Origin of the sequence: Paenibacillus mendelii (assembly GCF_024498075.1) — a bacterium.
Taxonomy (GTDB): Bacteria; Bacillota; Bacilli; order Paenibacillales; family Paenibacillaceae; genus Paenibacillus_Z; species Paenibacillus_Z mendelii.
Genome location: NZ_JANHOF010000002.1, coordinates 686333 through 700964, shown reverse-complemented (window position 1 = coordinate 700964; position 14632 = coordinate 686333). Strand labels below are relative to the sequence as shown.

The window sequence follows — 14632 nt, the reverse complement described above, 5'->3', positions numbered from 1 at the left end:
GGACTCAAAGGGAGGTATTGGGACAGTTGCTGCAAGAGGGAAACAGGAAGCGCCCTTGCTGGATCGTTCGCGTTCTCACCGGGCAAGAAGGCGCGGTGTCCATTTATTTGATCGTTTCGACAGCTGCCATATTCATGTTTACGAGCATGCTTATTGATTATGCGAGAGTAGCCGCCTTTCAAAAACAAGTCGAGCTTGCAGCCCAGTCCGGCATCCGCTCCTCGCTTTCCGCATACGATGGCGCTTTGTATGACCGGTATGGCCTGTTCGGGGCAGGTGGATCGGATCGTAACGAGCTGTTTGCGCATGCGGCCAAGAACAATTGGCGGGAGAAGGAAGACGATGTCTTCTCGGTCTTGAATATCCGCTTCGAAGCATCTCATGTGAATGCCTATGAGACACTTGGACAGCATGGCGTATTCAAGCGCCAAGTGCTCGAAGAGATGAAGTATAAGGCGCCTATCGATTTTACTCTTGAAGTGGCTTCCAAGTTCGCGCCCATGGCTTCAGCGATGAAGGAAGCATCGGCTGCAGTGGAGATGCTGGAGCAGGTGCGCAAGCTGTATGACAAGAGAGAGAAGCATCTGCAGACTGCGCTTGTCCTGCAGCGGGAAGCGGCACAAGCGGCCAAGGCTGTTGCGGCGCTGATTCCGATACAAGTCCAGGATGCCATCTCCAAAGATACGGTTATGAGCATCGTTAGCGGTTATCCAGTTTATGCAGCGTGGATCGAGCATGATGCTAGTCTTGGGGATGATGATCAGCCAGTGTACAGCGAGGCCATATCCGCTTACGAAAAGATGGCGAGGACCGTGTCAAGTGATCTTCGCGGTCAGAGCAATGCAGCGCTTCGTCGCCATCAGGAGCTTGAACGTAAGGCTCTGGCCGAGGTGCTTGAGGCCGAAAGGTGCAATGACGAGATGCGAATCGTCATTGAGAAGTCGCGGCAGGAGCAGGCGGATACCGGTTATGACCGCGTCAATAAGCAGAAGATACCGGGCGCGAAGCCGGGAGCCTTGCAGGATAAGGAACTGTCGCAGATTGGACAGGCCACTTCCTCGACCGAGCAGCTTCTGCTGCCGACGGAGTCATTCTCTGCGTACCGCGATGAAATATCTAAACAAACGGTCGTTTATGCTTCATTTGATTCCGAGACGGCCGGTTTTCAATCGAACGTGATGGCTGCTCTATCCCGCAGGGGGTCAGCGGTGCTGCTGGCGGAAGGCGCAGTCCAGCTGCAGGTCGCATATGAGCAGTACGATCAGCTGTATGGATTATCCGGCTCGGTCATCGCCGCGCGTGCAAGCGAGCAGGAAGCACGCCAATCGAGCGATGCTGAACGCAAGAAACAGGAAGCTAAAGCAAAATCCAAATGGAATGAAGTCCGGCAGCTGCTGCATGGAATGACGTCTGTTCCTCAGCTTCGCGAGCATCAGGAGATGTTCAATCAGGTCCAGAAGCGCTATGAATCGAATTTAACCTTCAACCAGATGGCGGCGGATGTGCGTAAGAGCGGTGAATCAGCCGATGAGCCGGGCGATGCCGTCGAAGAAGCGATGGGATCGGTGGGCTCGATGTTCACAGGAATCGCAGACATGCTGGAAGACATACGGGATCCACTCTATGTGAACGAGTATATCGTTCACCGGTTTACGGCTTTCGACCCTCAGAAATTCGAGGCTATCCTAGTTAATAAAGACGGCGGCGAGTTTGCCAATGCGCTGAACGTAAACAATCAGGAAATCGAATATATTTTGTACGGGTTTCATGATCCTGCCGCCAACGTTGCCGCCGCATACGGTGAAGTATTCGCAGCCCGGCTCGCAATCCGGACGATGGAGGGATTGATCGAATGCCGTGCTATGGGGCATCCGCTGCTTGTGCTGGCAGCAGCGATCGTATATGGCCTCGAGAAAGCGATGGAGGATATGCTGACGTTTGCCCGTACAGGAGCAACCCCGTTATCCAAATATATGGCCGTAGATGTGACGTATCAGGATTATCTGCGTCTGTTCCTGCTGCTTCATGGGGGCGGTGAGGAAAGGTTGTCGCGAATCATGGCGGTTATCGAATTCAACACGGGCATGACGCTGTCGACAACGTCTGCGGGATTATCCGGCGAGCTTGAGGCATCGGTGAATTTATGGTTTTTGTCGGGTCTCATGAAGGGCTTTACGAGATTCGGAATTTTGGGCGGAAAGGTGAAGGGCAGCCGTTATGAAACGACTACAACGATCGGATGGTCATACGGGTAAACGTGATGGCGAAGCAGGAGGTATTGTTCTTGAAGCTTCGCTTATAATGCCGATCGTACTTATGGTAATTGTCTTCTTCATTTGTCTTATTCGGTTATCTGCCGTTCAGATGGCATTGCATGGTGCCGCATCCCAGGTGACCCGGCAAGCTGCGGCGCATATGTACCCCGTTGCATTGGCCGCGGAACAATTCGCCAAGTCGGCGCCGTCCCAGACGAATGCCGCGCAGCCTCTCCCAGGTGTTGAGACCGTCGCGGGTGCACTTGAAGCTTGGCTGCCACAGCCCGCGGGTCCTCTGCTTGCCGCAGCCGTCAAAGGCGACTGGCAGGGGGTGGGCAATGCTGTCGCCGCCGAGGCGGGCCGCGCTGCACTAGAGCCGCTCCTGCGCCAAGCTGCGGAAGGGGGTCTGTTGTCGCCGGAGCGTCTGCGTCTGCAGCATCTTTCCTTACCGGATCTGCCCAGTGGCAGCAGCGCTTATATCCGCGTTCAAGTGGAGTATTCGTTTCCGCTGGGTCTGCCTTTTATGAGAAAAACGCTATTGCTTCGCGAGCAGGCAGAAGAGCGGGTATGGGTCGCGGATCATGCAGCCGCTCCTAGGAACGGGACGGATGGAGAGCAAGAACAGGTGATGCTTCAAATTGTCGCCATAGAGCCTGATCCGCTTCATCCCGGCCGTACTGCCCGTTTGATCGCAAGGACGGATCCCGGTCGTCAGGTTTCACTGTCGATTGAGTATAAGAGCGGCACGAGTAAAGCCAAGCATCTGGGGGAAGCAACTGCCGATGAGAACGGATATGCGGAATGGACGTGGCTGGTCTCGGGCAATACAACTCCGGGAGTTTGGGAGGCCATTGTAAGGGGGGAAGGCGGGGCGCGCGCCGCGCGGCATTTTGACGTAAAGAAGCGCAATGCGGCCTCCGAGAACGATGATGATGGCTAATAGAAGCAGCACAGGACCTTGAACTTTATTAAGCAAATTAAATGGCGGAGGCGATTCCCATTGGTGTTGTCGGTTACGGATGCCGGAGCGGGTTTATTATTGTTAATCGCACTGGTTAGCGACGTGCGGACCATGCGAATTCCGAATGCGCTGACTATTCCAGCATTCGCTGCGGCATTGCTCTATCACTGTGCGGCGGATGGTCTAGATGGGGGCATCTATGCGCTGACAGGTGTACTTGCGGGGCTTGTCCCGTTACTTGCGCTGCACTTGTTAAAGGGAATCGGAGCAGGGGATGTGAAGCTCTTCGGGGCATTAGGAGCATGGGCCGGCACATATTTCGTTCTGCAAACCATGATGTACGCCATCCTATACGCGGGTGCGGTCGGACTTGCACTTATCCTTATTAGAGGGGCGTTTGGTCAGCGATTCATAGCGGGGGCTGCCATGCTGCTTCTATCGCGGCAGCCTGGCCGTCCAGCGCTGTCATGGATTGAAGCCGGTCAAGTGCTGCGATTTCCTTTTATGATTGCTGCTGTGCCCGGCGCAGTTACCGCATGGTTAATGGTTGGAGGCTAATCGTAATTATTGGTAATAACATGGGAATGGAAGGGGCTTTGTCATGTCACTGGTACCGCTGCGCGTCGATTTTGCGTTGAATCGCGGACACGAGCTGATCGTAGACCGGGAAACCGGTATAACCCGGGCGGAATTGGATGAAGTGGAGCTTCACATGCTTCAGGGACATCCGATACCGAAGCTGCTGCAGGTGGAGTGGATTGATATTGATGGGAACATTCAGTTCCATTATCCCTTGTCCGGAAGACGAATGCTGTCACACCGGCTGCAGATGCAATCCGTTACGATGACCGAATATTACGCACTGCTGTTGGCCGTCGTTGAAGCGCTTGATGATTGCAAGCATTACATGCTGCGCGAGGACGGTTTACTGCTGCAGGACCAAACCGTCTTCGTTAGCGAACGATTGGATGATATCGCTTTATGCTACGTTCCTCTCCGGGATACAAGTCATTCCGATTCGCCTGCAGATGCGGTATTAGCATTAGCGATTCGATGGATTGGTTACGTCGGACAGCCAGATGGAAACGGAATGCAAGTTGTATTCCGCCATTTGCGGGAGGAGCGCATATCCTGGAGCAGCTTGCGCCAGACGCTGCTTCGTTTGCTGAGTGAGCCAATGAACGCTGGCATAGAACGGGCTCCGGTTCAGGAGGCTGCGCCAGCATCTTGGCATAAAGCTCGTTCCGAAGAACTGGAACGCCAGCAGACAAGCCAGGACAGGAATGAATATGGCAATAAAGCACGGAACGAATCGCAATCCCATCAGTCGTCCCTTTTCTTGCCGAATGAAGATAATCATAACTTGGCTCGAGAGAAGGACGCTCTCCCGCTTATTGAGCTGGATACGGTGGACGAGGAGAAGCCAGCAGCACGGCAGCAATTAATAACGGCAGCTGTATTCGTGATTGTCGTCGCACTGATCTGGCGCTACCTGTATTTGGCCGAGCCTTCACGAACGAGCTTGCTGATCAGTGGAGGGTTAACGTTACTGGCCGCTGCGGGAGCAATCGCTTATTGGGGAAGGAAGCTGAGAAGTGAATCCCAAGACAAGCGTGATTCCGGTAGTGACATGCAGTCTTCATTATTTGAGGAGGATGGGTTTGTTCCTAACTCCGATGTGCTGAATTCCAAGTCGATGGCCGCACGCGAGGAGGTGTCGAGAAGGTTTTTCGAGGCAAGACCCGATCAAGAAGCAGGCGAGTCGTTCGATAACAGCAGGTTTGCTCCGTTTGCACCTCCAGGCCAGCTGCCGAATAGCTCCGGAGGCTCCGTCCCTAACGTGAATTCATCTTCGTTGTCAACGTTTAAACCGATCGAACAGAATCAGGCAACTGTGCTGCTCGGTCAGCCGGGTATCGCTGATAACGGTTCTTTGCCTGATGAGCCATGGCTGGAGAGAGAGATGAACGGGCATTTGGAACGGGTAGCGTTAGAATCGGGACGTTTTATCATCGGCCGATCTCCGGAAGGAGCCCAGCATGTCGATACGTCCTCAGGTATTTCACGAGCCCATCTGGAGCTGACGGCTGAAGATGAATTATGGACCGCTAAGGATATGGGGTCACGAAATGGGACCACCTTGAATGGACAAACGATGGTTCCTTACAAGAGCTACCGTGTAGCGAGTGGCGATGTGCTGCAGCTGGCAGGTGAGAAGGGGCCGAAGTATGCGTTCCGGGGCGGGAAAGGTTAATCCAACTACTAAAAATCCAATACGCTGTAAGCGTATCGGATTGTATAGCTGGTTCCCTGCGTATTTCGCAAGCGCTCTGACTTGCTGTTTGCTGTTGGTCCCGTGTAGACTCAAAACTCACAGCCTCTGTGCATAGCAGTACCGCTCTGCGGCTTATGTTAGCCTAATATAAGCCAGACGTAATTAAGCACTGCCGTGTTTGTCATTTCGGCCTACAAGCTCCTCCGCGGCAGCTGCGATCGTAGGGTAACGAAACTCAAAGCCGTGTGCTAATGCTTTGGCGGGGAGAACGCGCTGACCTTCAAGAAGAAGTGCGGACATTTCGCCAAATAGCGCTTTCATCATGAAGGCCGGAACGGGGAACCAATGGGGTCTGCCCATGGCAGAGGCAACGGCTCGCCCGAACGTGTCATTCGTGACTGGATTCGGAGAACTGGCGTTTACGGCACCGCTAACATTCGGGTTATCGATGCAAAACAATAGAAGCCGCGTCATATCCTCGATGTGAATCCAAGACAGCCACTGTCGCCCGCTTCCCACCTTGCCTCCTGCAAACAAACGGTAAGGCATCGCCATGAGCGGGAAAGCGCCGCCGTCGCTGCCGAGTACAACACTGACACGCAGCTTCACTAGTCTTGCTGCCGGTATACGATCAGCCGCCGCCTCCCATTTCTCAACGACGCCAGCCAGAAAGTCGGTTAATCGGGCATCGCTGCCCTCGTCGAATGTATCCGTCTCCGATGCTCCATAGATAGATATGCCGGATGCATTCACGACGACGGCAGGTTTGCTGTCCATGGCATCGGCCAGCTTGGCAATACGGCCCGCCGCATCAATCCGCGATTGCACGATCCGCTTCTTCGCTGCATCACTCCAGCGCTGATTAATCGATTCGCCCGCTAAATTCACGATCGCCTCAACGCCCTCTAGAAGGCTCGGGGAACGCTCCAATTCCTCCCACGAAAGCTGCTTTAATCCGGCAGCGGGGACTTGCTTTCCACTAGATAAAGATGAGCGGCGGGATATGATCCATACGTCATCCCCACGCTGGAGCAGTGCGTTTACTAGGGCGCTTCCTACAAATCCGGTTCCGCCAGTTACCGCAATTTTCATTCCATGATCCTCCTGGACGTTATCCCTCCGATGGTTGAATGCTCGTTAACCACCGCTCTATATACTTCTCTCCGCTTAAGATGATCTCCTTCTGCGTATATTCGAAAACGACCGGTGTGCCGTTTGCGCTGTCCGGTATTTTCACGAGCTGGCTGGACATGTATTGGCTTACTTGAAAGACCGTTGGACCTTCGTTTGTCGTAATTTCTACGGAATGCGTATCGATTTGACCAACGTAGAGTCCCTTTCCTTGCACGACCTTAGGTTCATTCTTCGCTGCCGGAATTGCCAGCGTGCTCTTTGCTTGTATGCTGTCCTCTTTAGCATTAATTCGGTCGTCAGAGACCGGCTGTATATTTTTTATTGGGGGATTTATAGGCTCCACCTTAGTTGGATCAACGCTTTCAGCGTTCACGACCGGCTCTTCGGTGTCCAGCTTGGTTATCGTTTGTTCATTGCCGCTCCCGTTATTGTACACCTCGGTAGTTACGTTTGGATCAGTGTTGCTTACCCATGTTCCTTTGCTGCCGCAGCCTGAAAGCACGAGTGTGATGACGAGTAGGATCAGGATGCTGACCAATTTTGACGAATGCCCTTTATGCTTTTGATTCATGAGAAACACCACCTTCTGTCTTTACTATATGTTTACCCTATGGCAAATTATATTAATCCTGGGGAAGAACCTCCTGAAAACAACAAAAAAGCCGCCAAAGTGGCGGCTGCTCATTTGTTCAACAAGTGTTTGTAGGGGGCATAGTCGATGCCCTGCTTATTCATAAAAGTAACCAAACTGCGATAATCCCGCTTAGGCGTTGCGCGGATATAGCCTTCAATGCAATGATCTTTGTTGACTTCCGTTGCTCCGCTTTCCATGGCGACCTGTGCAATCTTGGCGGCGATGGAGTGTCTCGCGATATCGCGGAAAGCGCTGGGGACTGGAGCTACGAGTGTATCCAGAAATTCCTTGGATTCCTCCGGCCACATGCCGCGGCTTCGTTCCACCCAATAGTTCTGCCAGTCAAGCTTTGACTTGCCGTCTTTCTTCGGGAGTACCTTCAGAAATTTGCGGAACATAAAAAATCCGCCTATCGACATGAATATGATCATGACAAACGCCCAGAACAATATGAAATACATAAACCAATCCGGCGCATTATTCATTGTAGTCTTTCACCTCATACACAGTATATCTTAACGCCATAGCCTGCTGTAAGACCCTTGGGCCTTCCTTTTCGTTACGATCACGAGCATCTTTGTATCATTATAAGCTACTCGGTTTCTTGCCTGCAACCAAGATAACGAATTTCAGACCTGGCGGGCTGTTTACTGCTGTATATGGAATATAGTGAAAACTCGCTTCAGCGGCCGAATACCTAGATTTATTTCGGTATTCCCTGTAAAATAGGAGTACAAGCATATATAGGACATTTTGGATTGATAGATTACATTTGTGAAAGACCTAGTTATGGAAGGGGCGAATTACATTGCTAAAGATTGGATCCCACGTATCATTCTCTGATAAAGGCTTGTTAACTGCAACAAAGGAAGCTGAATCCTATGGTTCAAGCTCGTTCATGATCTACACGGGTGCTCCGCAAAATACGCGCCGCAAGCCGATCGAAGATCTATTCATCGAAGAAGGCAAGGCGGCCATGCAGGCAGCGGGCATTGACGAGATCGTCGTGCATGCGCCTTATATCATAAATTTGGGCTCCTATAAAGAGGATACCTACGAGCTTGCCGTACGCTTCCTGCAAGAGGAGATCAGACGTACGAATCAAATCGGGGTACGCAACATCGTTCTTCATCCAGGCGCTTATACGGATAAGGATGCCGAGTTCGGTATTGCTCGGATCGCCGAAGGGCTGAATGAGGTTCTGGAAGGGACGAAGGAAACGAACGTTAACATCGCGCTGGAGACGATGGCCGGCAAAGGAACGGAAATCGGCCGCAGCTTCGAAGAGCTTGCCGCAATCATCGAGAAGGTCCGTGATAATGACCGGCTTACGGTATGCATGGACACCTGCCATATGCATGATGCCGGTTATGATTTGATTGGCGACATTGACGGGGTGCTGACGGAGTTCGATCGTATCGTGGGATTGGACCGGGTTGCCGTCGTTCATGTCAATGACAGCAAAAATTCGCGCGGAGCGGGCAAAGACCGGCATGCCCCCGTAGGGGCAGGCTGGCTCGGCTACGATGCTATCCGCGGAATCGTTCACCACGAAGCGCTTCAAGGCCGTCCGTTTATTCTGGAAACGCCATGGATCGGCCAGAACGACAAAACGCAGCGTCCGATGTACGAAGCGGAAATCGCCCTGCTTCGCGACGATGCCATGACCCGCTTTGGTTCTTCGTTCTTGGAGGATGTCGAGCGGCTTCACCACTTCTTCGGCAAACAAGATATCGACCATCGGGCTTATGTGCTGTCCACATGGGATGTCCTCAAAACCGACGCGAAAGCAAAGAAAGCCGATCCGCGCGAGCCAATGGACAGGCTGTATGATCTAGTCATGGAAAACCGCGTTTTCCCTGAGCTTTCGGAAGAAGCTGTCAATCAGCGCATCACCGGATGGTTTGCAGGAAAAACGATGCTGGTTAACGCGTAGACCGGCAGCTGGAATTTTTACATCATTTTATTCGATTGATAACATCGACATTGCTGCCCCTGCAGCGCTACATGCTGCAGGGGCATACTATTACCCTCGTATGGAAGGAAGACACTATTTATGCAAAGCACGCCTCTACATCAGCAGCCATCCCAGCGACCGGACAAACGAAACCGCGCGAGAATGCTTATCTCCTGCCCGGACCGTTCGGGTATCGTGGCCGCTGTATCGCATTTTTTATATGAGCATGGCGCCAATATTATTCAGTCCGACCAATATTCCATGGATCCGGGCGGCGGCATGTTCTTCATCCGGTTTGAGTTTGATTTGAACGACCTCGAGAAGGAGCTTCCCGTGCTTCAAGAGGATTTCGGCCGCGTGGCGGACCGCTTCTCCATGAAGTGGAGCACGTTCCGGGCCAGCCGGAAGAAGAGGCTGGCCGTCTTCGTCTCCAAGGAAGACCATTGTTTGCTCGAGCTGCTCTGGCAGTGGCAGGCCGGCGACCTCGACGCGGATATCGCCATGGTCATCAGCAATCATCCCGACATGCGCGATCTTGTCGAATCATTCGGGATCCCGTACCATCATGTCCCGGTTACAGCCGAAACGAAGGCAGAAGCAGAGAGGAAGCAGCTGGAACTCGTCTCGGACAAAGCGGATCTCATTGTGCTCGCTCGTTATATGCAAATTATTTCGCCGAAATTTATCGAACAATTTCCGAACCGGATTATTAACATTCATCATTCGTTCCTTCCTGCATTCGTCGGGGGCAAGCCCTATGCGCAAGCTTACCAGCGCGGCGTGAAAATCATTGGCGCAACGGCGCACTACGTAACGGAAGAGCTGGACGGCGGTCCAATCATCGAGCAGGACGTTCAGCGTGTCAGCCATCGCGATAACGTCGATGATTTGAAGCGGATTGGCCGGACGATCGAGCGAGTCGTGTTGGCTCGCGCAGTCAAGTGGCATGCGGAAGACCGGATTCTGGTTCATAACAACAAGACGGTCGTATTTTAGACTGCGTGTCGTGTATCAAGCAGCGGTGACGTGTTGATCAGGGTAACCTGATCGGCACGTCTTTTTTTGATTTATGGTGGAACAGCCCTTTCTTGCGTCTATTCCAGCGCGGCGATAGAGTCCAGCAGAGCGTGATTGATACAGGGTGCACGCCGTGGTTCTTCAGCTGATATTAGCCGAATCCTGTAAGAAAAAAGCCGTAAACGGATAATATTGTCTGCCGCAATATTGTTATCATCTTATCAATAAATACCGCCGCCAAAAGGAGGAAGTATGCGGGGCCTGCTTGGTGCGACAACAAGTTATTAGCCAATCTAAGAGGAAGTAAATTACGGAGTCATAAAGGAGGATGACCATGAAAAAGAAGTGGGTGCCATACGCGAAAAATGGGTTGATTGCAGGCTTGATTGCCGTGCTGCTCGCGACAACGATTCCGATGGGTGCCTCGGCGACGCCGGTCGTCAGCGCATCGGCCTCTTCGGTAACGGGGGCGCTTACAGCCAGTAAGGCGATCGATGGAACGAGGACGACGATGTTTTCCAGTGCCGGCCATCCCGATGCGAATCATACGGAGTGGCTGCAGCTTGATCTAGGCGTCAAGCGCCATGCCCTGAATGCCGTGCGGCTCAGTCCTAGAGTGAAAGGCTACGGTTTTCCCGTCGATTTCAAACTGCAGTACAGCGACGATGCCGTGACATGGAACGATATTCCGGGTGCTTCATTCACGAATTATTCTAATCCGGGACCGAAGGAAGTCGTTCTCCCGTTCGCGAAGCCGGTCAATGCCCGCTATATCCGGTGGTATGCGACGAAACTCGGGCATGACGACTTCAACGCTTATTATTTGCAAATCGATGAAATTAGCGTGGATCAGAAGGCTGCGGCGACGGCGTCCTCGTACTTCGGCACGTTCGAGCCCGGCAATGCAGTGGACGGCAGCACGGATGTGAACGCAGGGGATACAGCCTTCTATTCCAGCGTCCTGCATACGAGCGCAGCCGGGACCGAATGGCTGCAGCTCGATCTGGGGCGGACAACCAGCGGCATTAATCTGGTGCGGTTGTATCCGCGACAGCAAGGCTACGGTTTTCCCGCTGACTTCAAAATTCAATACAGCAACAGTCCTAGCGGACCGTGGAGCGATGCGCCGGGCGCGGGATTTACGAATTACAGCGCTTCCAGCGGGGCTCAGGTCGTCATTCCGTTCACTTCGCCCGTCAATGCGCGGTATGTGCGGGTGTACGCCACGAAGCTCGGGTTGGATAATGGATCGACGTATGGCTTGCAGATTGTAGAGATGAAGGTGGAGAGTGAAACGGATACGACAGCTCCCGTGTCGTCGGCTTCCGCAACAAGCTCCATTAACGGTTGGGGGCCGCAGAGGCTGTTCGACCGCGACGTCGTTGCGGTTTGGTCGAGTGTATTGCAGCCAAGCGCCGACAGTACCCAGAGCTTCACGTTGAACTTCAGCCGAAAGACGCCGATTCACAAGCTGGTGCTGACGCCCCGGGCTGGAGGACTGGCGTTCCCGGTCAATTTCTCGATCCAGTACAGCCAGGACGGAACAACGTTTACGGCGATCCCGGGCCAGACGTATACCGGCTACACGAATCCCGGCTCGGCACCGCAGACGTTCGAATTCGACCCGCTGGAGGCGAAAGCCCTTCGGGTCGAGGCGACGAAGCTCGGACTCGATGATTTCAACAAGCCGTATTTCCAATTGGCGGAAGCGACGCCGTACAAGTGGGACACGTATAGCGATACGTGGGCCGCAACCGATAACCTTGGCCGTACGCTGCCGTCATACTCGAATTTTAACGAACCGCGTTCCGACAAGTTCGTCGGCATGTTCTATTTCCTCTGGCTCGGCCAGCATGGTACGGGGGGACCATATGATATTAACAAGATCGTAAGCGCGAATCCGGGGGCGAGCAGCACGGGCAGTCCGCCTTGGGGGCCGTACACGGCGTTCCACCATTGGGGGGAATCGCTGCTGGGGTACTATTTGTCGCAGGACAATTATGTCATTCGCAAGCATGCGCAAATGCTGGCCGATGCCGGCGTCGATACGATAATCATCGATTTGACCAACGGCTTTACGTACACGGATCAGTACATGGAGCTGCTGCAGGAATACGACGCAATTCGCAGCAAGGGCGGCAAGACGCCGCAAGTGGTGTTCATGGGTCCATGGGGCGATCCTACCGCGGTCGTGCAGTCGTTGTACGACAACTTGTATGGCGCCGGTCTTTATTCCGATTTGTGGTTCCGATGGGATGGCGGCAAACCACTCATTATCGCCAATCCGGCCTATTTCAGCGGCAATGCGACGCTTCGCGACTTTTTCACCTTCCGCAAGCCGCATCAATTCTTCTTCGACGAGCCTGGCGGCCCGAACGAATGGGGATGGCTGGAAGGGTATCCGCAGCACGTGTTCTACAGCGACAGCGAAGCGAAAGAGGAAGTAACCGTAAGCATTGCGCAGAATGCGGTTCCGGATGGGAGCGGCGGGTTCGAGGTCGGCTCGATGAGTCAGCCGGGTGCGCGTGGACGCAGCTATCATGATGGGGCCGAGCCGGGCACGCCGCAGACGGAAATCGGCTACAACTTCATGGAGCAGTGGGGGAGAGCGCTTGACGTCGATCCCAAGTTCGTTTTCGTCACGGGCTGGAACGAATGGGTCGCGCAGCGCCTCGATACGTTCGGCGGGTATAGCGCGCCGAATGTGTTCATCGATTCGTTCAGTGAGGAATTCAGCCGCGATATCGAACCGATGAAGGGCGGCTACGGCGACAGCTATTATTACCAGCTGGTCGATTATATCCGCCGTTACAAAGGGGTGCGCAAGCCGCAAAACGCGGATAGTGAGAAAACGATCGCGATCGACGGGAATTTCGCCGACTGGAAGGGCATCGAGCAGGAATTCCGCGATGATCTCGGCGATCCCGCTTCCCGGAACGAAGCCGGCAGGGGTACGGCAGGCACGTATACGAATACGACGGGGCGCAATGACTTTCAAACGATGAAGGTGGCGCGGGACGCAAACAACATCTATTTCTACGTGAAGACGAGAAACGACATCACAAGCTATACGGATAGCAGCTGGATGCGGCTGTTCATCAAAACGAGCGAGATTGCGCCGAGCTGGCAGGGCTACAACTATGTCGTGAACCGCACGGGCGCAGGAGCAGCTTCAGCGACGCTCGAGCAAGCGGCTGCCGGAGGCGGTTGGAATTGGACGGCCGTACCGGGCTCGGTTGCATACAGAGCGAACGGCCGCGAGATGGAAATCGCGATTCCGCGCGCGAGTCTTGGCTTGAGCGATACGACAAAGCCGATCCGCTTCGAGTTCAAGTGGCATGACAACATGCAGACGCAGGGCGACGTCTACGAGTTTACGACAAACGGCGACGCAGCCCCGAACGGCCGGTTCAATTATGTGTTCACCGAGGTGGCGGAGTAGGGCTCACGGGAGTACATGTTTTCCGGAACAGCTTCGGCGTCAGCCCGATTTCGCGCTTGAACAGGCTGCAAAACTGAACGTCGTTCACGAACCCGGCTTCCGAAGCGATCTCCGATACCAGCATTCGTGTCAGCAGAAGGTTTTTAGCATAGTCGAGCCTCTTGAGCAGTAAATAGCGCAGTGGAGATACCCCGATCCTTTCCTTGAATAAATGCCGAAACCGGTCGTAGCTGTAACCGGACATGACGGCCAAGGAATCGATCGGGATTTTCTGCCGAAAATGCTCGTCCATGTAGTTGATGACGTATTGCAGCAGATCTTCCTTCTGCGGAGATATTCCTTTCTTCCCGAGCAGACGTTGAAGATGAATGTTCAATTCCGCCACCATGAGATCGAGCATTTCGGAAAAACCGTCCTGCTGCTGTGAAAACTCCTCTACCATGCGGCTGATGAACTCCCCGGTCCTTCCATCCTCAGCATCCTCATAGATGCCGCTTAGATTCTTCAGTTCAGGATGGTCGGATTGATAGCCGATGCACATCATTACCGCGTCCTCTGCGCCGTGATTCTCGTCATGCAAAGCGTGGGGAGGGATGATCGCAAACGTATTCGGCCGGAAGACATACTGGCCGGAGCCGATTTGCGTCTTTCCATATCCTTGCACGTAGTAGACGAGCTCGTAACAACCATGCTGATGCGTTTTGATGTACGTATGTTCGGGATGCTTGATGGTGAAGATGAAATTCAATTTATTCATCGGACACTCGCCCCCTCGATAGGTTTAGCCGAATCCTATAAGAAATAAGCCGTAAAGATATAATAGAGGTTCTAGCTTTTTTGTTATCATCATATCACGGTATAACTGGATCGCAAGGAGAAGGATCGATTCGCCTGACAGTTGTACAAAAATGAACCAAATAACGGATCTGGGAGCGGCATGCTGCCTGCGCAGCGGCG

General features: G+C 53.4%; 11 protein-coding genes. 7 read left to right on the top strand and 4 right to left on the bottom strand.

The window, feature by feature from the left end; translation table 11 throughout:
* The first annotated feature begins 26 nt into the window (after positions 1-26).
* The 4 genes from NNL21_RS10395 (at position 27) to NNL21_RS10380 (ending at position 5470) form a co-directional block, all read left to right on the top strand.
* Positions 27-2255 (top strand): hypothetical protein, encoded by a 2229-nt coding sequence (locus tag NNL21_RS10395; protein ID WP_204816994.1) that lies wholly within the window; start codon positions 27-29, stop codon positions 2253-2255.
* Complete coding sequence (locus NNL21_RS10390) at positions 2218-3195, top strand: TadE/TadG family type IV pilus assembly protein (RefSeq protein ID WP_204816997.1); 978 nt, start codon at positions 2218-2220, stop codon at positions 3193-3195. The genes NNL21_RS10395 and NNL21_RS10390 overlap by 38 nt, the downstream gene beginning before the upstream one ends.
* A gap of 63 nt (positions 3196-3258) precedes the next feature.
* Complete coding sequence (locus tag NNL21_RS10385; RefSeq protein WP_256555169.1) at positions 3259-3774, top strand: A24 family peptidase; 516 nt, start codon at positions 3259-3261, stop codon at positions 3772-3774.
* A gap of 43 nt (positions 3775-3817) precedes the next feature.
* Positions 3818-5470 carry a DUF6382 and FHA domain-containing protein gene (locus NNL21_RS10380; RefSeq protein ID WP_204817001.1) on the top strand — a complete coding sequence of 551 codons (1653 nt, stop codon included), beginning with the start codon at positions 3818-3820 and terminating at the stop codon, positions 5468-5470.
* Between the two features lie 183 nt (positions 5471-5653).
* On the opposite strand, the gene NNL21_RS10375 is transcribed toward NNL21_RS10380, so the two are convergent.
* The 3 genes from NNL21_RS10375 to NNL21_RS10365 form a co-directional block, all read right to left on the bottom strand.
* Positions 5654-6583 carry a TIGR01777 family oxidoreductase gene (locus NNL21_RS10375; RefSeq protein WP_204817004.1) on the bottom strand — a complete coding sequence of 310 codons (930 nt, stop codon included), beginning with the start codon at positions 6581-6583 and terminating at the stop codon, positions 5654-5656.
* Positions 6584-6602: 19 nt separating this feature from the next.
* A complete protein-coding gene (locus tag NNL21_RS10370) occupies positions 6603-7196 on the bottom strand; it encodes a LytA/YqiH family protein (RefSeq protein ID WP_204817006.1) in 594 nt (197 codons plus the stop codon).
* Positions 7197-7306: 110 nt separating this feature from the next.
* Positions 7307-7744 (bottom strand): DUF2621 family protein, encoded by a 438-nt coding sequence (locus tag NNL21_RS10365; RefSeq protein WP_204817009.1) that lies wholly within the window; start codon positions 7742-7744, stop codon positions 7307-7309.
* Positions 7745-8067: 323 nt separating this feature from the next.
* Here NNL21_RS10365 and NNL21_RS10360 point away from each other — a divergent pair, with 323 nt between their 5' ends.
* The 3 genes from NNL21_RS10360 to NNL21_RS10350 all read left to right on the top strand — a co-directional run bounded on the left by NNL21_RS10360 (position 8068) and on the right by NNL21_RS10350 (position 13675).
* Positions 8068-9195, top strand: a complete 1128-nt coding sequence (locus NNL21_RS10360) for a deoxyribonuclease IV (RefSeq protein WP_204817012.1) — start codon at positions 8068-8070, stop codon at positions 9193-9195.
* A gap of 120 nt (positions 9196-9315) precedes the next feature.
* Complete coding sequence (purU, locus tag NNL21_RS10355) at positions 9316-10212, top strand: formyltetrahydrofolate deformylase (protein ID WP_204817014.1); 897 nt, start codon at positions 9316-9318, stop codon at positions 10210-10212.
* Positions 10213-10567: 355 nt separating this feature from the next.
* Positions 10568-13675: a discoidin domain-containing protein gene (locus NNL21_RS10350; RefSeq protein WP_204817016.1), complete on the top strand. Its 3108-nt coding sequence runs from the start codon at positions 10568-10570 to the stop codon at positions 13673-13675.
* Here the strand turns inward: NNL21_RS10350 and NNL21_RS10345 are convergent.
* On the bottom strand, positions 13656-14432 hold the full coding sequence (locus NNL21_RS10345) for an AraC family transcriptional regulator (protein ID WP_204817019.1): 777 nt from the start codon (positions 14430-14432) through the stop codon (positions 13656-13658). The genes NNL21_RS10350 and NNL21_RS10345 overlap by 20 nt on opposite strands.
* Between the last annotated feature and the right edge of the window lie 200 nt (positions 14433-14632).